This is a genomic window from Sphingobium psychrophilum (assembly GCF_012927105.1).
GTDB lineage: Bacteria > Pseudomonadota > Alphaproteobacteria > Sphingomonadales > Sphingomonadaceae > Sphingobium > Sphingobium psychrophilum.
In genome coordinates this window covers 138,764-155,316 of the sequence record NZ_JABBFV010000010.1, presented here as the reverse complement: position 1 = coordinate 155,316, position 16,553 = coordinate 138,764, and the positions used below count along the sequence as shown (strand labels likewise).

22 protein-coding genes and 2 pseudogenes are annotated in these 16,553 nt (G+C 60.8%); 11 read left to right on the top strand and 13 right to left on the bottom strand.

The annotated features are described in order from the left end of the window. Nucleotides 1-225 precede the first annotated feature (225 nt). On the top strand, nt 226-408 hold the full coding sequence (locus HHL08_RS15145; protein ID WP_169573983.1) for a hypothetical protein: 183 nt from the start codon (nt 226-228) through the stop codon (nt 406-408). Nucleotides 409-509: 101 nt separating this feature from the next. Here HHL08_RS15145 and HHL08_RS15140 read toward each other — a convergent pair whose 3' ends face one another. Together HHL08_RS15140 and HHL08_RS15135 are read right to left on the bottom strand one after the other, a co-directional pair. Next, entirely contained in the window at nt 510-851 is a 342-nt protein-coding gene (locus HHL08_RS15140; protein WP_206377892.1) for a hypothetical protein, read from the bottom strand. Between the two features lie 58 nt (nt 852-909). Continuing rightward, complete coding sequence (locus tag HHL08_RS15135) at nt 910-1,200, bottom strand: type II toxin-antitoxin system Phd/YefM family antitoxin (RefSeq protein ID WP_206377891.1); 291 nt, start codon at nt 1,198-1,200, stop codon at nt 910-912. A gap of 250 nt (nt 1,201-1,450) precedes the next feature. Between HHL08_RS15135 and HHL08_RS15130 the strand changes: the two genes are divergently transcribed. Together HHL08_RS15130 and HHL08_RS15125 are read left to right on the top strand one after the other, a co-directional pair. Then, nucleotides 1,451-2,482: a hypothetical protein gene (locus tag HHL08_RS15130; protein WP_169573981.1), complete on the top strand. Its 1,032-nt coding sequence runs from the start codon at nt 1,451-1,453 to the stop codon at nt 2,480-2,482. Nucleotides 2,483-2,811: 329 nt separating this feature from the next. Continuing rightward, on the top strand, nt 2,812-3,024 hold the full coding sequence (locus HHL08_RS15125) for a cold-shock protein (RefSeq protein ID WP_066603914.1): 213 nt from the start codon (nt 2,812-2,814) through the stop codon (nt 3,022-3,024). A gap of 45 nt (nt 3,025-3,069) precedes the next feature. Here the strand turns inward: HHL08_RS15125 and HHL08_RS15120 are convergent, their stop codons facing one another. After that, nucleotides 3,070-3,663, bottom strand: coding sequence for a hypothetical protein (locus HHL08_RS15120; protein WP_169573980.1), 594 nt, complete (start codon nt 3,661-3,663; stop codon nt 3,070-3,072). Between the two features lie 122 nt (nt 3,664-3,785). Between HHL08_RS15120 and HHL08_RS15115 the strand changes: the two genes are divergently transcribed. Further along, entirely contained in the window at nt 3,786-3,998 is a 213-nt protein-coding gene (locus HHL08_RS15115) for a hypothetical protein (protein ID WP_169573979.1), read from the top strand. A 179-nt stretch (nt 3,999-4,177) separates the two neighbouring features. Further along, on the top strand, nt 4,178-4,537 hold the full coding sequence (locus HHL08_RS15110; RefSeq protein ID WP_169573978.1) for a glycine zipper 2TM domain-containing protein: 360 nt from the start codon (nt 4,178-4,180) through the stop codon (nt 4,535-4,537). Between the two features lie 55 nt (nt 4,538-4,592). Here the strand turns inward: HHL08_RS15110 and HHL08_RS15105 are convergent, their stop codons facing one another. The 4 genes from HHL08_RS15105 to HHL08_RS15090 all read right to left on the bottom strand — a co-directional run bounded on the left by HHL08_RS15105 (nt 4,593) and on the right by HHL08_RS15090 (nt 8,042). After that, nucleotides 4,593-5,525 (bottom strand): electron transfer flavoprotein subunit alpha/FixB family protein, encoded by a 933-nt coding sequence (locus tag HHL08_RS15105; protein ID WP_169573977.1) that lies wholly within the window; start codon nt 5,523-5,525, stop codon nt 4,593-4,595. Continuing rightward, entirely contained in the window at nt 5,522-6,271 is a 750-nt protein-coding gene (locus tag HHL08_RS15100) for an electron transfer flavoprotein subunit beta/FixA family protein (protein WP_169573976.1), read from the bottom strand. The genes HHL08_RS15105 and HHL08_RS15100 overlap by 4 nt, the downstream gene beginning before the upstream one ends. 113 nt (nt 6,272-6,384) lie before the next feature. Then, entirely contained in the window at nt 6,385-7,584 is a 1,200-nt protein-coding gene (sucC, locus tag HHL08_RS15095) for an ADP-forming succinate--CoA ligase subunit beta (RefSeq protein WP_169573975.1), read from the bottom strand. Between the two features lie 137 nt (nt 7,585-7,721). Next, the gene (locus HHL08_RS15090; protein ID WP_169573974.1) at nt 7,722-8,042 is read right to left on the bottom strand and encodes a hypothetical protein; all 321 of its coding nucleotides are present in this window, start codon (nt 8,040-8,042) and stop codon (nt 7,722-7,724) included. A gap of 71 nt (nt 8,043-8,113) precedes the next feature. Between HHL08_RS15090 and HHL08_RS15085 the strand changes: the two genes are divergently transcribed. Further along, on the top strand, nt 8,114-8,512 hold the full coding sequence (locus HHL08_RS15085; RefSeq protein WP_169573973.1) for a low affinity iron permease family protein: 399 nt from the start codon (nt 8,114-8,116) through the stop codon (nt 8,510-8,512). A 9-nt stretch (nt 8,513-8,521) separates the two neighbouring features. On the opposite strand, the gene HHL08_RS15080 is transcribed toward HHL08_RS15085, so the two are convergent. Together HHL08_RS15080 and nhaA are read right to left on the bottom strand one after the other, a co-directional pair. After that, on the bottom strand, nt 8,522-8,695 hold the full coding sequence (locus HHL08_RS15080; RefSeq protein ID WP_169573972.1) for a hypothetical protein: 174 nt from the start codon (nt 8,693-8,695) through the stop codon (nt 8,522-8,524). A 115-nt stretch (nt 8,696-8,810) separates the two neighbouring features. Then, nucleotides 8,811-10,019: a Na+/H+ antiporter NhaA gene (nhaA, locus tag HHL08_RS15075; protein WP_169573971.1), complete on the bottom strand. Its 1,209-nt coding sequence runs from the start codon at nt 10,017-10,019 to the stop codon at nt 8,811-8,813. A gap of 160 nt (nt 10,020-10,179) precedes the next feature. Here nhaA and HHL08_RS15070 point away from each other — a divergent pair. Beyond that, nucleotides 10,180-10,638 (top strand): annotated as a pseudogene (locus HHL08_RS15070) (glycosyltransferase); the annotation flags it as partial. A gap of 79 nt (nt 10,639-10,717) precedes the next feature. Then, nucleotides 10,718-11,182 (top strand): hypothetical protein, encoded by a 465-nt coding sequence (locus HHL08_RS15065; protein ID WP_169573969.1) that lies wholly within the window; start codon nt 10,718-10,720, stop codon nt 11,180-11,182. Nucleotides 11,183-11,243: 61 nt separating this feature from the next. Here the strand turns inward: HHL08_RS15065 and HHL08_RS15060 are convergent, their stop codons facing one another. From HHL08_RS15060 to HHL08_RS15050, 3 genes are all read right to left on the bottom strand, one after another. Further along, a complete protein-coding gene (locus HHL08_RS15060) occupies nt 11,244-11,849 on the bottom strand; it encodes a Fic family protein (RefSeq protein ID WP_169573968.1) in 606 nt (201 codons plus the stop codon). 9 nt (nt 11,850-11,858) lie between these two features. Continuing rightward, nucleotides 11,859-12,044 (bottom strand): hypothetical protein, encoded by a 186-nt coding sequence (locus tag HHL08_RS15055; protein ID WP_169573967.1) that lies wholly within the window; start codon nt 12,042-12,044, stop codon nt 11,859-11,861. Between the two features lie 210 nt (nt 12,045-12,254). Then, on the bottom strand, nt 12,255-13,211 hold the full coding sequence (locus tag HHL08_RS15050) for an IS1595 family transposase (protein ID WP_169573966.1): 957 nt from the start codon (nt 13,209-13,211) through the stop codon (nt 12,255-12,257). A gap of 40 nt (nt 13,212-13,251) precedes the next feature. Between HHL08_RS15050 and HHL08_RS15045 the strand changes: the two genes are divergently transcribed. Then, nucleotides 13,252-13,551: a DUF6471 domain-containing protein gene (locus tag HHL08_RS15045; RefSeq protein ID WP_206377890.1), complete on the top strand. Its 300-nt coding sequence runs from the start codon at nt 13,252-13,254 to the stop codon at nt 13,549-13,551. Nucleotides 13,552-13,565: 14 nt separating this feature from the next. Here the strand turns inward: HHL08_RS15045 and HHL08_RS15040 are convergent, their stop codons facing one another. Continuing rightward, nucleotides 13,566-14,426: a hypothetical protein gene (locus HHL08_RS15040; RefSeq protein WP_169573965.1), complete on the bottom strand. Its 861-nt coding sequence runs from the start codon at nt 14,424-14,426 to the stop codon at nt 13,566-13,568. 82 nt (nt 14,427-14,508) lie between these two features. Here HHL08_RS15040 and HHL08_RS15035 point away from each other — a divergent pair. Together HHL08_RS15035 and HHL08_RS15030 are read left to right on the top strand one after the other, a co-directional pair. Beyond that, nucleotides 14,509-15,447: pseudogene (locus HHL08_RS15035) on the top strand (glycosyl transferase family protein); the annotation flags it as partial. Beyond that, nucleotides 15,444-16,517: a hypothetical protein gene (locus tag HHL08_RS15030; protein WP_169573963.1), complete on the top strand. Its 1,074-nt coding sequence runs from the start codon at nt 15,444-15,446 to the stop codon at nt 16,515-16,517. The pseudogene HHL08_RS15035 and the gene HHL08_RS15030, both read left to right, overlap by 4 nt. Nucleotides 16,518-16,553: the final 36 nt, after the last annotated feature.

The window sequence follows — 16,553 nt, the reverse complement described above, 5'->3', positions numbered from 1 at the left end:
TTGCGCCCGAGTGGTATCGGTCCACATTGTTGATCTCCGGAAGTTTGTTGCAAAACCCCTGAATCAACGACTGCGGCAAGCGTCAAGCTAACCCGCTGATACCACTCAACTTAGTTTCGGATCGGGCTCTCAGAGATATTTGCGGTTTGGTCGTCTAACCCCACCTATTTTGCGATCCACCCTACTGGTGCTCCGGCACCTCGTTCGCGGATAGAATTTCGAAGAATGTTTCAAGCAGAAATAAGGGATGCTAATACAGCCTCTGTTGTCTCGGGCGCATTGGGGATCCCAATTATGAGGCTTCAAGCGGGCAATCGCATTCTTTTAGGTCGTCAGATACAAGTCAATCAATCACAGCTAGACGTACAAAAGCCGAATATTAGAGATTTTGTTGCCACAATTGAATAATTCATGACTTAAATTTCATTCTATATTTTTATCAACTGCGATCACTTATTGGAAAATTTGGAGATTACGGTGCCAGGTGCAAGAACCTCCATCTTAAACCCTCACTCCGTCCTTTTTGTAACCCTCACCCGACCCCGCCCGGCATGAACGCCAATCCCTTCCCGCATCCGCAGGAACAGCCAGTCCGGTATCGCGCCATAAAAGGGACTGCCATCCGCCAGCGGTCGCACGTCCGGCCCCGGCCACAGGAAGCCGTTGACCTCGCTCACCACGATCCAGCTACGTTCGCGATCCAGACCTAAATCGCGCTTCACCGCCAACGGCACCTCCACGGCACCCTCCGCACCGTCCGGCGCGCTATGGGTGATCGGCGCAACCGTCAGCCGGACCCCGTTTCCAGTATCCGTCGCCGCCAGCACGACCACGACCGGCCTGTCCTTCAACCCTTCTTCCTGCCCTTGGGCCGCTTCCCGCGCCCAAAGATAGGCATAGCACAGGACGTCACCCGGAGTCGGGATCGGCCAGCCGCCGCCCGACTTCCGTGGAGCGTTCCCCCGGCTCTGCGGTGAGGATGGCGTCGAGCGTTTCGTCATCGAGGTCTCTCGTCAATAGGACCTGCCGATCCCGGCGCAGCAGTCGTTCATATTCCATTAGCGACAACATCACGACCCGCGTGACCCCATGCTTCTGAATACCCACCGGACGCAGCATCGCCTCATCCGTGTAGAAGCCGAGTTTCCCGGCAACTTCCTTTGCCGAAACCTCAAGCAGGTTTGGGTCCATCTTGCCCATTTTTACCGGCCTCCTTGCCGTTTCTCCCGGACCAATTACCGGCGAGGTGGTCGGGGCTGACCATTTTCCCTATTATGCCTATTTTGGACATATTTCAATATGGCTATGTTTGGTTTGCAGCAAACCGGTCTAAACGGATATCGGCGGCAACTGGTAGACCGGTCGAATTATCCTATCCTATTTCGCTGTCCTACATGCCCCTTTTCTGTCCGTCCTTCCGGCAATATCCTCAGCCGGAGGCACGCGACCCATGTCCTATCACGATCCCATCCTGCCCACCCCCGCCCCGCAAATCCGCGTCGACGGTTGGAGCCCCGCGCGCCAGCGCCGCTTTCTCGAAGTGCTCGCCGCGACCGGCGTCATCCGCCTCGCCTGCGAAGCCGTGTTCATCACGCCGCGCTCCGCCTATGTCCTGCGCATCCGCCGCGACGGTGCGGCGTTTCGCCTGGGCTGGGACGCGGCGATCCTGATCGCCCGCGCGCGGCTGGCCGACACGTTGCTCGCCCGCGCCATCATGGGGACGGAGGAAACCATCCGCCGCGACCCCGACAATCATGAAATCACCCGCCACCGCCACGACAACCGGCTCGCCATGTCGATGCTCGCCCGGCTCGATCGCATGGCCGATTGCCCGGCCGAAGGGTCCGACGCCGCGCTCGCCCGCGTCGTCGCGCAGGATTTCACCGCCTATTGCGACATGCTCTGCCCGGAAGCGGACGTCCAGGCGGAAGCCGACCGCCTCAACCTCCCCCGCACCGGCGCGGAGCCGCCCGCGCGGCTGATGGAGGACGCCGTCATGGACGACGGCTCCATGCCCGACACGCCAGCCCCGGTCGACACCGAAACCGCCCTGTCCCCCGGCGCATCGGCCGCCCTGTTCGTCGCCGCGCGCATGGCGCTGCACAAGCCGCAAAATCCGCAGTTTTCCATCGATGATGAACGGTGTGAACTTCGGTCCCCGCCGCCGCCCAATCTCGCCGATCTCCCGCCGGACGAAGCCGCCGATCGGCTGCGCGGCATCTGGTGGGACGACCGGCTGGACCGCTGGCGCACCGATTTCCCCCCGCCGCCCGGTTTCGACGGCGACGCCAGCGACGCCATCTACGATGTCGACGATTATGAGCGCGACCTGACGGAGGCGGAGGAAGAGGCGCTCGCCGCCCAGCAGGAGGCCGAACGCCGCCCCTATGAACAGGCCGCCGCCATGGCCCGCGACGATTTCTTCGGCTTCGTCCTGGCGCAGGACGCGGAGTGCGCGGCAGCTTCGGCTAGGGTGGGATGATGGACAGGGGATGCCTAATCCCGTCAATCGCCATCTCTACGTTCCCCGGCGAAGTTGATGGGAGGCGCGTGACTCCCATCAAGGGTCCAGCTCTGACGTCGGACTGGACCCCGGCCTTCGCCGGGGAACGCGACGGTGCGCGCCCATCTGCACTTCCCGCCTCACCCTCATCCCAACTTGCTTTTTCCCCACCCTTGCCCTAAGAGAAGGTAGCTACAGTCGCAAATCGACGGTTCTCGGCGCTTTGCGGCACCTGTTTCCTTCTTTCCCTGCCCCTTTAGCGATCCGGTGCGACCACACGGGCCGCGCCGCACAAAGAAGGAACTACCATGAGCATCGTCGGAACCGTCAAATTCTTCAACGCCGACAAGGGCTATGGCTTCATCGCTCCCGATGACGGCAGCCCGGACGCGTTCGTTCACATCACCGCCGTCGAGCGCGCTGGCCTGGCCACGCTGCGCGAAAAGGACCGCGTCTCCTATGATCTGGAGCAGGACCGTCGTGGCAAGATGGCCGCTGTGAACCTACAGCACGCCGAATAATCTGGATGGCGGGCGCTCCGGCGCCCGCCTTTCACACCCCGCCCCTCATACCATGTCCAGATAGACCGACGCGGTCACCAATATCATGGGCAGCGCGATCAGCATGGCGATATTCCAGCGCCGCGATCGCACGAACAGCAGGGCGACGAGCAGCCCGATCAGGCCCACCAGCGCCAGCAGCGCCCAGGCGGTCACCGTATCGCTGGGTTCCGGCCCGCCCGATGGCCGGTAAAGCTCCAACACATTCTGGCCGACGATGATGCCGATATTGGCGGTCAACACGCCACCGATCACCAACCTTTTGTGCCGGTCATACCAATCGTCGAAATCGGGCCATTCTTCCGGCTCGTCTGGAAAGATCAGCGTCGCGGCCAGATAATAGACCCCGACCAGCGCCAGCACCGCGGTCAATGTCAGATAATTGGCGTCCATCTGCGCCCGCGCCTCGAACGCCGTCAGCCAGAAACTGGTCAGGTCGAGCAGCACGAACAGCCCCAGCAGCGGCGTCAGCCAGCCGATCCGCACCGGCTTGGCCCCCCGCTTGAGCTTGAGCGCCCTGGAAAAACCGCCCAGCACCTCGCTGATCGCCAGTCCCAGCAGCAGCCCGAAGGCCGCGAACACCAGATCGAATCCCGACATTCGGCTCCCCCAACGCACCGTCCGTCGCAAGCCTAGCAAAAGCGGTGGTCCAGGCAATGTGCCTTGGAACCCGTCGCCCCGCCGCCGGTTATCTCCCCGAACCTGCAACAATGGAGCATAACATGATCCGCACCCTGATCTTCGGCGCCATCGCCGGCTATGTCGGCAAGAAACTCTACGACGAAGGCAAGCTGACCGAATTCAAGAACGACCTGGTCACCCGCTACAACGAAGCCAAGACGACCATCGCTGAAAAGGCTGACGAACTCGATACGTCGTCCGCATCGCCGCTCGTCTCTTCGACCGGCGCGATCAACCGGCCGCTTCCCAACTAACCGACTATCCCATCCGGCGGCCCAGTCCCCCGCTCGCCTCCGGTCACCGCCCGCTCGCTACCGCTCCCCCTCTCGCGGTCGCAGCGGGCGGTTTTCGTTTGCTTGATATTGTTACCGCCACGCAACCACCGCCGCTGCGCCGGGTTGTTGAGGGCATAAAGGTAACAAGGAGAGACGCCATGAACAAACCCATCCTCGCCGCAGCCATGCTGGCCATGTTGCCACTGGGCGCTTGCACATCGGACAATGGCGGCGGTGGCGGTTACGGCTACGATCGTCCCAGCGATCGCCGCGGCCCACCCCGTCATTCCCGCCGTCCTATCCGTGACAATGACCAGATTTACCGCGACAATGACGGCCGCTATTATTGCAAGCGCGACGACGGCACGACCGGTACCATTGTCGGCGCCATTGCCGGCGGCGTGCTGGGCAACATCATTGCACCAGGCGGGTCGAAGACGCTCGGCACCATCATCGGCGGGGCCGGCGGGGCTCTGGCAGGCCGGGCCATCGACAAGAACGACATCAACTGCGAATGACATAGAAAAGGGCGCGGAGATCACTCCGCGCCCTTTTCTACATCGTCACGCTGGCTTACAGCTTGCCGGTAAGCTCCGGTACGACCTTGAACAGATCACCCACCAGACCGATGTCGGCGACCTGGAAGATCGGCGCATCCTCGTCCTTGTTGATGGCGATGATGGTCTTGCTGTCCTTCATGCCAGCAAGATGCTGGATCGCACCCGAAATGCCCACGGCAACATAGACTTCCGGTGCCACGATCTTGCCGGTCTGGCCGACTTGATAGTCGTTGGGGACATAGCCCGCATCGACCGCCGCGCGGCTCGCACCAACCGCAGCACCCAGCTTATCGGCGAGCGGGAAGATCACCTCTTCAAAGGTCGGCCCATCCTTAAGCGCACGACCACCCGACACGATGATCTTGGCGCTGGTCAGTTCGGGACGTTCCAGCTTGGCAATCTCGGCGCCGACGAAGCTCGACAGCCCCTTATCGCCGGTCGAAGTGACCGCTTCCACCGTGGCGCTGCCGCCGTCACGCTCCGCCTTCTCAAAGGCCGTGCCGCGGACGGTTATGACCTTCTTGGCATCCTTGCTCTTAACGGTAGCGATAGCGTTACCGGCATAGATCGGCCGGGTGAACGTATCCTCGCTCTCGACCGACAGGATGTCGCTGATCTGCATCACGTCGAGCAAGGCGGCGACGCGCGGCGCGATATTCTTGCCGTTGCTGGTGGCCGGCGCGACGAAGGCGTCGTGATGGCCCATCAGTTCGACGATCAGCGGCGCGACATTCTCCGGCAGCGCATGGCCGAATGCCGCATCGTCTGCGACATGGACCTTGCCCACGCCCGCAATTTTCGCGGCGGCGGCGGCGACGCCATCGACGCCCTGGCCGACGACCAGCAGATGGACTTCGCCCAACTTGGCGGCGGCGGTGATGGCGGAAAGGGTCGCGTCCTTGACGGCCCCGCCCTCATGTTCAACCCAAACAAGTGTCTTGCTCATGCGGCAACTCCCAGAGCTTTCAGCTTTGCGACCAGTTCATCGACATCGGCGACCTTGACGCCGGCGGTGCGCTTGGGCGGCTCGACCACCTTGAGCGTTTCCAGGCGCGGACTGATGTCCACGCCATAATCGGCGGGGGTCTTCTGCGCCAAGGGCTTGGACTTGGCCTTCATGATGTTGGGCAGCGACGCATAGCGCGGCTCATTGAGGCGCAGGTCGGTGGTTATGATCGCCGGCGTCGACAGCTTCACCGTCTCCAGCCCGCCATCGACTTCACGGGTGACCGAAACGCTGCCATCGGCAACTTCGACCTTCGACGCGAACGTGCCCTGCGGCAAGCCCAGCAGCGCGGCCAGCATCTGTCCGGTCTGGTTGCTGTCGTCGTCGATCGCCTGCTTGCCCAGGATGATGAGGCCAGCGCCTTCCTCTTCCTGCACCTTGGCGAGCAGCTTGGCCACGCCCAGCGGTTCGACCTCATCGTCGGTCTGGATCAGGATCGCCCGATCCGCACCCATGGCGAGTGAGGTCCGCAGCGTTTCCTGCGCCTTGGCGACGCCGATCGACACCGCGATCACTTCGGTCGCCACGCCCTTTTCCTTCAGGCGGATGGCTTCCTCGATCGCGATCTCGTCGAACGGGTTCATGCTCATCTTGACGTTCGCCAGATCGACGCCCGTACCGTCCGCCTTCACGCGCGGCTTCACATTATAGTCAATGACCCGCTTCACGGGCACAAGGATCTTCATTTTCAACATCCTCCAGTTTCACGCCATCGCCCGCCAACGCGAACAAGGACGTGGGCGGCCCGTTTCCGGACCACCCACGCCCGATGGCGTATCTTGTTAGGTGGGGTCGTGCCTCAGGCCGCCTTCCTCACTTCCGCCACGATCTTCTTGGCTGCATCGCCCAAGTCGTCCGCGGGGACGATCGCCAGGCCCGATGCGGCCAATATGTCCTTGCCCTGCTGGACGTTGGTGCCTTCCAGGCGCACCACCAGCGGGACCGACAGGTTCACTTCCTTCGCCGCCGCGACGATGCCGTCGGCGATGATGTCGCACTTCATGATGCCACCGAAGATGTTGACCAGGATGCCCTTAACGGCCGGGTCCTTCAGGATGATCTTGAAGGCCGCGGTCACCTTCTCCGTCGTGGCACCGCCGCCTACGTCCAGGAAGTTGGCGGGGAATTCACCGTTCAGTTTGATGATGTCCATCGTCGCCATGGCCAGGCCCGCGCCGTTCACCATGCAACCGATGTTGCCGTCCAGCTTGATGTAGGCCAGGTCGTACTTGGACGCTTCGACTTCGGCTGCATCTTCCTCGGTCAGGTCGCGCAGTTCGGCGATGTCCTTGTGACGGAACATGGCGTTGCCGTCGAATGCGACCTTGGCGTCCAGCACCAGCAGCTTGCCCTGCTCGGTCAGCGCGAGCGGATTGATTTCGATCTGCTCGGCATCGGTGTCGACAAAAGCAGCGTAGAGCGACGAAGCTACCTTTGCCGCCTGCTTGGCGAGGTCGCCGGTCAGGCCCAGTGCAGCGGCGATCGACCGGCCATGATGAGCCTGGAAGCCGGTTGCCGGATCGACCGAGAAGCTGTGGATCTTCTCAGGTGCCGAGTGGGCGACTTCTTCGATATCCATGCCGCCTTCGGTCGACACAACGAACGCGATCTTGCTGCTGCCGCGATCGACTAGCAGGGCCAGGTAGAATTCCTTGGCAATGTCGGCACCGTCGGTGATGTAGAGGCGGTTGACCTGCTTGCCTGCATCACCGGTCTGGATCGTGACCAGCGTGTTGCCCAGCATGTCGGTCGAATGAGCCTTGACCTCATCCAGGTTGAAGGCGAGGCGCACGCCGCCCTTCGCTTCTGGGGCCAGTTCCTTGAACTTGCCCTTGCCGCGACCACCGGCATGGATCTGCGACTTCACGACATAGAGCGGTCCGGGCAGTTTCTTGGCGGCTTCGACGGCTTCCTCGACCGAGAAAGCGGCATAGCCAGCTGCGATCGGCGCGCCATATTTCGCGAGGAGTTCCTTCGCCTGATATTCATGAATATTCATAGGGGCTGCCCTTTTCGCTGAAACCTGATGTCAGCGGCTAAGCACAGCCAAAAGCGAGGCGCTAGAAAATTTCGCAAAACGACTTTGCAAAATTGCAAAGCGTGTGGTGTCGATCCGGCCTTTCGCGGCCGATACTATCAGAATGCGCAGGCGAGCGCGGATGAACTGGCAACCGCAAAAATCTCAGGATCCTGTACCGCTCGCACCTCATGCAGCAGTTGATCGACGGATGTTTTGCCGCTGTGAGACTTGCGGAGCGATGCGAGCGACTGGAGCTTTCGCAACTGGGCCAGGCTCAGTCGGTCGACCATCCGTTCCGCCATGCAACCCGCCATTCGTGGCGAAAGGCCGGCCTCTTCAAGCCCCGCGCGAAGACGTGATTCGGGCGACAAGGCGGTGCAGGCGGACAGAGTGAGAAGGGCGGCCGCCATCAAGGCGCGAGAGGAAATGGAACGCATCGCGCTTTTCATGGCCGCGCCGGGCTGAACAGGGGATAAATGCATCGCTTTGGTAAAGGAAAGAATCAACCATGGATCGGATTTTCGCGGCGATGTCGCACCGGGTCGCCAACTGGGCGGGCCAGCCCTTCGCCTTCGTGCTGGCGCTGAGCACGGTCATTCTGTGGCTCGCGACCGGCCCCCTCTTCCACTATTCCGATACATGGCAGCTGGTGATCAACACCAGTACCACCATCGTCACCTTCCTAATGGTGTTCCTGATCCAGAACGCGCAAAACCGCGACGGCTCCGCCATCCAGGCGAAGCTGGATGAATTGATCCGCGCGGTCGATAACGCCCGCAACGATTTCATCGGCATCGAACATCTGACCGAAGCGGAACTTCAGCGCATCAAGGCCGTGTTGGAACAGGAATGCGGGGACGATGACAACCACCGTCTGGCAATAGAAAGGCTGATCCAGCGGCGCTGACCGGAACGGTCAATGCGCGTGGATGATCAGCCGTTCATTTTCCCGCCGATAGGCATCGATGCGTTCGGTATAGCTTTGGGCGAGGCTTTCATAAGCGTCTCGCCCCTTGTCCGATCGGCTGGATTGCGCGCGTATCATCGACATCTGCTGGCGATGCAGCAGGTAATTGACGTCCATCTCCATAGTCGCCCTCCTCCCGTCCAAGTTCGAAGAGATTGGTCGATTGGCCGAGGCTGCATACGACTCGCAGCATCAGCGGGCATAGAATAGCACTGACACTATATTTTGGCGAACCCGCTTATCGCCCCGGCGAGGCGGCCGGACGCGCTATCCAGCGCAAAACTGCATATCCCGAGAGGGCGGACAGCAGCGACCCCAAGAGTATTCCGCCCTTCGCTTCCTCGACCAGCAGGGCTTGGCCGGGAAAGGCGAGCGCGCCGATGAACAGGCTCATGGTGAAGCCGATGCCGCACAGCATCGTCATGCCATAGACCTGGCTCCAGCTCGCGCCGGCCGGCCGCTCCGCAAACCCCAGCCGCACCGCCGCCCATACCGCGCCGAAAATACCCAGTTGCTTGCCCAGAAACAGGCCGAGCGCGACGCCCAGCGACAAAGGCGCGAAAAGCATCGCCATTGCCTCGCCGCCCAGGCTGAGCCCGGCATTGGCGAACCCGAAGAGCGGGACGATCAGATAGGCGCTCCACGGATGGATGGCATGTTCCAGGCGGTGCAGCGGACTGTCCGCCGCATCGGGCGCGCCGGGCGTGCAGCGCACCGGCACCGTCATCGCGGCCAGCACGCCGGCGACCGTGGCATGCACACCCGACAACAGCATCAGGAACCAAAGCAAGGCAAAGCCCAGAAGATAGGGCATCAGCGCCTTCACCCCCGCACGGTTGAGGCCGTACATCAGCGCCAGCACGCCGGCCGCGCCCGCCAGCGCCGCTAAGTCGAGGCCATGGCTGTAGAAAAGGGCTATGATGGCCACCGCTCCCATGTCGTCGACGATGGCGACGGCGGTCAGGAACAGCTTGAGCGAAGCCGGCGCGCGCCGCCCCAGCAGCGCCAGCACGCCGATGGCGAAGGCGATGTCGGTTGCGGCCGGAATGGCCCAACCATTGCTCAGCGCAGGCTGCCCGGCCGTTACCATGAGATAGACGATTGCTGGCGCGGCCATGCCCGCCACAGCCGCCAGGATCGGCAGGCGTCGCCTGTCCCAAGTGGACAGGCCGCCATCCAGAAACTCGCGCTTGATCTCCAGCCCGACCACCAGGAAGAATAGGGCCATCAGCCCATCGTTGATCCACAGATGGAGCGTCATCGGCCCGATTCGCGACGACAGGGTCGGCCCCATCGGCGCATGCAGCATGTCATGATAGAGATGCCCGATCGCACCGGGCAGATTGGCCAGAACCATCGCCGCGCCGGCCGCGATCATCAACAATATCGCCCCGCCGGTTTCCCCGGTCAGAAAATCGCGCAATGCGGATCGCGGCGGTCGATTCATCCCTGTCGGTCCTTTCAACTGCACCCGGACAAGGCTCAAGGCCATGACTGTGCCAATATTTACAAAGGCTTCTGCGCAAAATATGCAAAAGACTTGGAACGATGTGACGCAAATGGCATCCTCTCTCGCATAGACGGATGGGGGTCAAGTCTTGGGAGACATGTTGGCCGCAAGCCTTGTGGCGTTGCACCGCGAAATCCTGCTTTTCGCTGTCGTCGGATTGGCGATCGGCGGGCTGGACGATTTCCTGATCGACATCCTCTTTCTGGCCCGTCGCTGTTGGCGCAACGTCGCCATTTATGCCCGCCACCCGCGTATGACCACAGCGACCCTGCCCGCTTCATCCCGACCGGGCTGCATCGCCATATTCATTCCCGCTTGGCGAGAGGCAGATGTGATCGGGCCGATGTTGCGCCATGCGCTCGCCCGCTGGCCGGACGATAACTATCGGATCTTCATCGGCCTCTATCCCAATGACCCGGAAACGATCGACGCGGTCGCGCCCATCGCCGCCGGGGAACCGCGCATCATCGTGGGAATCAACCCCAGGCCGGGACCGAGCACGAAGGCGGACTGCCTCAATGTCCTGTGGCGGGCAATGCTGGCGGAAGAAGCGCGCGGCATTATGTAGCAAACGCACCAACGTAATGACAGACATAATCGCCTGCGTAGCGTAATGTCATCATATGAAACTCGTTGTGCATGGCCTGATCGACAAGCGGGCAGAAATCGTTGGAAAGATCGAAGCGCTACAGGCGCAGCTTGCCCAGCATATGGCGGACCTCGACAGCTTGGAGCGTTCAATCCGCATATTCGAACCGGACATTGATTTGGGCGACGCGCCGGTCAAGCCGGTGCCACCAGCTAATGCCGCGTTCCGTGGTGAGGTGCAGCGCTTCTTGCTGGACGCGATCCGCAAGAGCGACGTTGCGTTAACGACGCTGGACCTTGCCCGAATGATTATGGAAGCGCGCGGGCTGAACACGTCCGACAAGGCGCTGCGCAAGCTCATAGGGACGCGGACGGGGCATAGCCTGTCCAAGCTGCGCCAGAAGGGCTTTGTCGTTGCTGAGAAGGCTAACGCGGGCGGGCTGCTGCGTTGGCAGATGACAGGCAAGCAGGGGGATGACGTTGGTGGGTGGCGGAATGGGAGTGGGGGATAGCGTCGAGAGTGCGGGCTTGTGCGGTCGTTGGAAGAAACGGGGCTTTGGCTGAGATGGTAGGTTAAGCGTTAAGGTTCGCTTTAATCTGCTCTTTGAGCATGGCCCCTAGTATACCTTCCATTGGCTTTAACGCGTCAACAACGTTAGCGCTGGCCTTCATGGTCTCATCAGCATGCCGCAGCGCTCCGTAATAAGGCGCTCTATCTTCAACGATTTGCTGGATGATAGAATTTTTTGAGGGGAGAAGGCCACCATACTTTATCTGCAATATCGCATATGCAGTGGACCGCGATGTTCGACCGTTCCCATTCGGAAAGGGGTGAATCCAGTTTAGCCGCCACAGGACATATGCGGCCAAATGGATCAAATCCGCCTTATCCCAATTGACGTTCACATACTCACACATCCCGGCCATATGCCCAGGCACTTCAAACCACGCGGGCGGAACGTGAGGGCAGTTCGTAATATGAACTGGCTCCTGCCGATATTCCCCCGGCGTGCTAAGCAGCTTGTGCATAGCCACGGAATGTAGCCGTTTCACTAGATCTTCAGAAAATACGAAACGGGAGCCTTCGCAGGCCCCCGTTACCATATTGTCTGTAAGCTCTTGGAGCCTATAAACGTTTACCTGTTTTTGAAACAGGCGCTCGAGATTATTCCCTGTCATTTTGCCTTGTTAGGCGAATGCGGTCTCGTCCGCCAGCATGATCGTGCGCGTAGCCTTCATTGTAGAAACACTAATACGCTTGTCGGTCAGTTGCCCGTTGGCAGCCGCTAGAGCGATACGATTGTCTTCGATCTCTTCAGGCGACAGCTTTACGGACTTTGCTTGCTCAAGCAGGGCTTTGAGTTCGTCGTCCATACAGCTCTCCGTTTCATTCCCCGACCACAATGCGAACCATTCGCAATGCACCACTACGTCAACGTGCGATATCATCAAACGTTCCGATAAACAAATCGTTACCGTAACGGATATGATTACATTTACTGTCGTTTGTGGTGCTGTGCGGTCGCCACATATATCGCTTAACTACAGGCGATCCGCAAGGCCAGAATTTATTGCGAGTAATTTTCAGTAAGCTCTCTGCCAATACCCCTTCCACTGGCGGCTAACCGGCGCTTCCATCGCAGCAACGCCAACCTTACCAGCCTGCGCGCCATTGGCGACGCGGCGGTTGTCTTCGCGCCATGAGGCCTCACCAGCATAGGCGTTCAGATATGGGCCAGCGATATGGTGGTGCGTGCCGACTTCCATGCGACGTAGGCGGCTGAAATAGCTTTCGGCCTGATTGGTGCAAACGCCCTTGTCCATGTAGCGGAACGAGTGATTGACGCGGCCCGTCTCATAGGAGGCGTGGAGGGCGTCCCATGCGGTGCCTTCGTCGGCGTGTACGGTAGCGCCCGTCTCGACAACCGAACGGATGAAGGGAACGCCCTGGGCCTCTGAGCCGGTTACGGTCGAGAGGGTGCGGCCATCGCGTTCGCGGGCCACGACGACGACTTGACGCTTCCCGGTCTGGTTCTCCAGCAAGCGGCGGTCCTTGCGATCGGCCTTCTCATTGGCAGGCTTGCTATAGCCGCCGAAATAAGCGCCATCCACTTCCACGACGCCACCAACGGTAGCGCCCATGTTTTCGCGGGCCATGGCTTCGCGCAGCTTGTGAGTGAGAACGAAAGCCGTCTTATACTGGCAATCCAGATCGCGGCTGAGTTGCAGCGCGGCGATGCCCTTGGCACCGTTCACGAAGATGACGATCGCGGCCAGCAGATCGGTGAACGACATCTTGCGCGATGCGAAGATGGTCCCGCTGGTGACGCTGAACTGGTGATAGCAGGCAACGCACTTGAACTTGCGACGCGATGTTATGTTGTAGGTTTCGACGCAGCCGCAACGCGGGCAAACGGCTTCTCCTTCGTTCTCAGGCCAGCGCATCTGGCAGAACGTCTCATAAGCCTTGTCTTCGCCCATGGTAAAAACAGCCTTGAGGCTGATCGTGCGGGCTTGGCTGGAGAGGAGAAAGTGTTGCATGTCATCGTATCCGTTGCTTATGCATCGTATATAATGACATATGCGCACTGTTGTCAATGACAAACGTATCGAATATGATGCATCCAACATCATTGGAGATACGCGCGTGGCCAAGCCGGAAAAAGAATGGGAAGACAAGGTTAAGGGGCTGCTGAAGGGTGAGCTAAAGCGCCGGAATATCTCCTATGCGGAATTGGTCGGAAAGCTGGCCGACATTGGCATCATGGACTCTGAGCCGAATATCAGGAACAAGCTGAGCCGGGGCAAATTTACAGCGGTGTTTTTGGTGCAATGCTTAGAGGCTATCGGAGCATCGTCGTTGCGGCTGTCGGATGGCTAGCGCTCACGGCTGCGTCACCAGAACATCAGGCCGCTGACCGCAGCCAACGCTATGCCGATAACGCCAGCGCCGAAGCATTGCAGAATATTGCCGCTGCCATTCAACAGGCGAATGAACGGCCAGAGCCAGATGCAGGATGCGAGGCTGGTCAAGACGCCCGTAATTCCGATCTTTGCGCCCAGTGGAAAGCTGCTGATGCTGCGAAAGTATCGGCCGACTGGACTAGGCGCACTTTCTGGCTTGGCCTGCTGGGCACTTTTATAGGTGCCTTTACACTTGCCGCTGCTGGCTTCGCCGCTTGGTATGCCCGCGAGGCAGCGCGTCATACTGAGGCTGGCGCGAATGAAGCGAGACGCGGGGCCGATGAAGCCGCCAAAAGCGCGCAGGCCGCTCTCGATACCCATCAGGCTTACCTGACCACGGAGCGTGCGATCGTTAGAATACAAGACGCAGACTTTCGAGCCAGGTCCGTGGAGCATAGCCCCGATGACTGGGAGCTTTCTGTTAAGGTTCTCAACCGTGGCCGAAGCAATGCGTCCCTTGTTCAAGTTGGTTGGGATGTTGGCACCGGCCCTATGTACGGAAAGTGCGAACGCGGCTTCTGGCCTAACGATTTTATCCCGATAGGCGAAACCATTGAACTCACCCCATTCCCTATGTGGAAGCTCCAAGAATACCCGTTCTATATCATGGGATATATTGAATATGAGACTCTTGGCGATCTGCGTTTTCGCACGCACTTTTGCTACAAGGTAGCGCCTATCGACCGCGATGGTATGTTTATCACCTATCGTTCGCATGACACTGAATTGAGCATTTGCTCTGGCCTCCCCAGAGACACCTAGCGCCAACAGCGCCGCGAAAAAAATAGACACGCTTTTACCCCTTAAAAGGGGGCATTTGCAGCGGACGCGGCGATGAACGTAATCGCCTTGGTGCGTTTGCTACATAATGCCGGAAGCGCGCACGACCAAAGCGTTCAAGGCGGTCGTGCTGCACGATGCCGAAGATGTGGTGCATGCCGACGAGATTCGGTTGTTCGACTTCATGATCGATCGCTTCGCCCTGGTTCAATTGCCGGTTTTACCCCTGCCGGGCAAAGGGACATGGTTCGCGCGCGCAATCGCCAATCATTATGGCGATGAATTTGCCGAGAATCATGGGAAAGCGCTGACGGTGCGCGAAGCGCTGGGCGCGTCCATTCCATCCGCCGGCGTGGCATGCGCCTTCGAACGGGCGACGCTTGGCCGCCTGTCCGACCCCGCCCATGGCGGCCCCTTCGACCCGTCGTCGCTGACGGAGGACTATGAAGCGGGCCTGCGGATCGCCAATATGGGCGGGCGCGGCGTGTTCGTGCGTATGCGCGACGCGACCGGTGCGTTGGTGGCGACGCGCGAATATTTTCCGGACAGCGTGCATGCCGCCGTCCGGCAAAAGGCGCGCTGGATGGTGGGGATATCGCTGGCGGGCTGGGATCGCATGGGCTGGCATGGCGGTCCTGCCGAATGGTGGATGCGCATCCGCGACCGTCGCGCCACCATGGCGGCGCTCGTCCTGTTCGCCGCGTATGTGGCGCTGATCCTCTGGGGACTGATCGCTGCTCTGGGCCTGTTCGCACCTTTATCCCCGCCACCGCTGCCGCCCGTCATCGCAGCCCTGCTGTGGTTCAATATGGGGTTGATGGGCTGGCGGACCGTCATGCGCGCCCTGTTTGTCGGCCGGACCTATGGCTGGCGGCAGGGATTGATGGCGATCCCGCGCACCGTCATCGCCAACTATATCGCCATATTAGCGGCCCGGCGCGCGGTCTTCCTCTACGCCAAATCGCTGCTGGGCAAGCCGCTTAGCTGGGACAAGACGCAGCATCGCTTCCCCGACCTGAAGACCGATCCATGATCCGCACCGCAAACGGACGGCCGTTGCGTTTCTTTGCCATGGTGATGATGGGTTGGGTGGCTATCCGCTTGGCCAGCCAGGAGGCCATACTACCGCCGGTGCAACAGCCCTATGCAGATGGTCGTCCTGTGCCTGCGCCCGCCCCCGCGCTTCTGCCACAAGCCGTGCTGGCGTCCAGCGCCGTGGCCACCCTGCCCCGGTTAGAAACGCTTTCCTCACAGCCTCTACCCCATATCGCGCCACGAACGAAAACGGAGACGTTCGGGCCACCACCATCCTCCAATGCCGCCATGCCAGTCGATCTTATGGATTTCATCAGCTTCACCGTAGCGTTCGCCAATCGCCATTATGCCAGCGACCCGGAATATATGAGCCGTTTCCAGACCCCGACAGCCAGCCCTTCTCCGCTCATAACCGAGCAAAAGACGCCGGATCGATGGCGCGCCGCTGCATGGCTGCTGTGGCGCCCCGGCGGCGCGAGGCCAAGCGGGACCGTGCCGACTGGCCAGCTCGGCGGCTCGCAGACGGGACTTCGGGTGGACTACGACCTGACACCGCGCGCATCCAGCAGCACCGTCGCCTATGGCCGCCTGACTCGTGCGCTCCAGCGGCCCACAGCATCTGAAGGCGCGGTCGGATTGTCGATCCAGCCGATGCGCGCGATCCCGATCAGCGTTGCGGTCGAACGACGCATCGCGCTGGGCAACGGCGCGCGCAACGCAAACGCCGTGATGGCGGTGGGCGGATTTGGACCTGTGGTGATCGCGCCAGGGGTCGTGGCGGAAGGCTATGGCCAGACCGGCATTGTCGGTTTCCGACGCGGGGATGCTTTCATCGACGGCAAATTCTCGCTCTCCACCCCGCTTGGTCAATCGCCCATCCGCGTCGGCGCGGCTCTGTCGGGCGGCGCGCAACCGGGCGTCAGCAGGCTGGACATTGGTCCGCTAGTGCAGTTTCGCCTGCCTTTGCCGACCGTCGGCGCGCGGATCGCCATCGAATGGCGCGAACGGATCGCGGGAGGCGCACGGCCAGGATCGGGCCTCGCCATCACCCTTGCGGCCGATTTTTAATCGCTGGGCTCCATCGCCGCTTTATATCGCCGCCGC

Coding starts and splice junctions, on each gene's coding strand:
- HHL08_RS15090 (WP_169573974.1), bottom strand. CDS start 8,042: ATGCGTTCCATTTCCTCTCGCGCCTTGATGGCGGCCGCCCTTCTCACT.
- HHL08_RS15110 (WP_169573978.1), top strand. CDS start 4,178: ATGAACAAACCCATCCTCGCCGCAGCCATGCTGGCCATGTTGCCACTG.
- HHL08_RS15085 (WP_169573973.1), top strand. CDS start 8,114: ATGGATCGGATTTTCGCGGCGATGTCGCACCGGGTCGCCAACTGGGCG.
- HHL08_RS15135 (WP_206377891.1), bottom strand. CDS start 1,200: ATGGGCAAGATGGACCCAAACCTGCTTGAGGTTTCGGCAAAGGAAGTT.
- HHL08_RS15050 (WP_169573966.1), bottom strand. CDS start 13,211: ATGCAACACTTTCTCCTCTCCAGCCAAGCCCGCACGATCAGCCTCAAG.
- HHL08_RS15125 (WP_066603914.1), top strand. CDS start 2,812: ATGAGCATCGTCGGAACCGTCAAATTCTTCAACGCCGACAAGGGCTAT.
- HHL08_RS15120 (WP_169573980.1), bottom strand. CDS start 3,663: ATGTCGGGATTCGATCTGGTGTTCGCGGCCTTCGGGCTGCTGCTGGGA.
- HHL08_RS15080 (WP_169573972.1), bottom strand. CDS start 8,695: ATGGAGATGGACGTCAATTACCTGCTGCATCGCCAGCAGATGTCGATG.
- nhaA (WP_169573971.1), bottom strand. CDS start 10,019: ATGAATCGACCGCCGCGATCCGCATTGCGCGATTTTCTGACCGGGGAA.
- HHL08_RS15115 (WP_169573979.1), top strand. CDS start 3,786: ATGATCCGCACCCTGATCTTCGGCGCCATCGCCGGCTATGTCGGCAAG.
- HHL08_RS15055 (WP_169573967.1), bottom strand. CDS start 12,044: ATGGACGACGAACTCAAAGCCCTGCTTGAGCAAGCAAAGTCCGTAAAG.
- HHL08_RS15060 (WP_169573968.1), bottom strand. CDS start 11,849: ATGACAGGGAATAATCTCGAGCGCCTGTTTCAAAAACAGGTAAACGTT.
- HHL08_RS15100 (WP_169573976.1), bottom strand. CDS start 6,271: ATGAAGATCCTTGTGCCCGTGAAGCGGGTCATTGACTATAATGTGAAG.
- HHL08_RS15130 (WP_169573981.1), top strand. CDS start 1,451: ATGTCCTATCACGATCCCATCCTGCCCACCCCCGCCCCGCAAATCCGC.
- HHL08_RS15105 (WP_169573977.1), bottom strand. CDS start 5,525: ATGAGCAAGACACTTGTTTGGGTTGAACATGAGGGCGGGGCCGTCAAG.
- HHL08_RS15030 (WP_169573963.1), top strand. CDS start 15,444: ATGATCCGCACCGCAAACGGACGGCCGTTGCGTTTCTTTGCCATGGTG.
- HHL08_RS15045 (WP_206377890.1), top strand. CDS start 13,252: ATGCGCACTGTTGTCAATGACAAACGTATCGAATATGATGCATCCAAC.
- HHL08_RS15145 (WP_169573983.1), top strand. CDS start 226: ATGTTTCAAGCAGAAATAAGGGATGCTAATACAGCCTCTGTTGTCTCG.
- sucC (WP_169573975.1), bottom strand. CDS start 7,584: ATGAATATTCATGAATATCAGGCGAAGGAACTCCTCGCGAAATATGGC.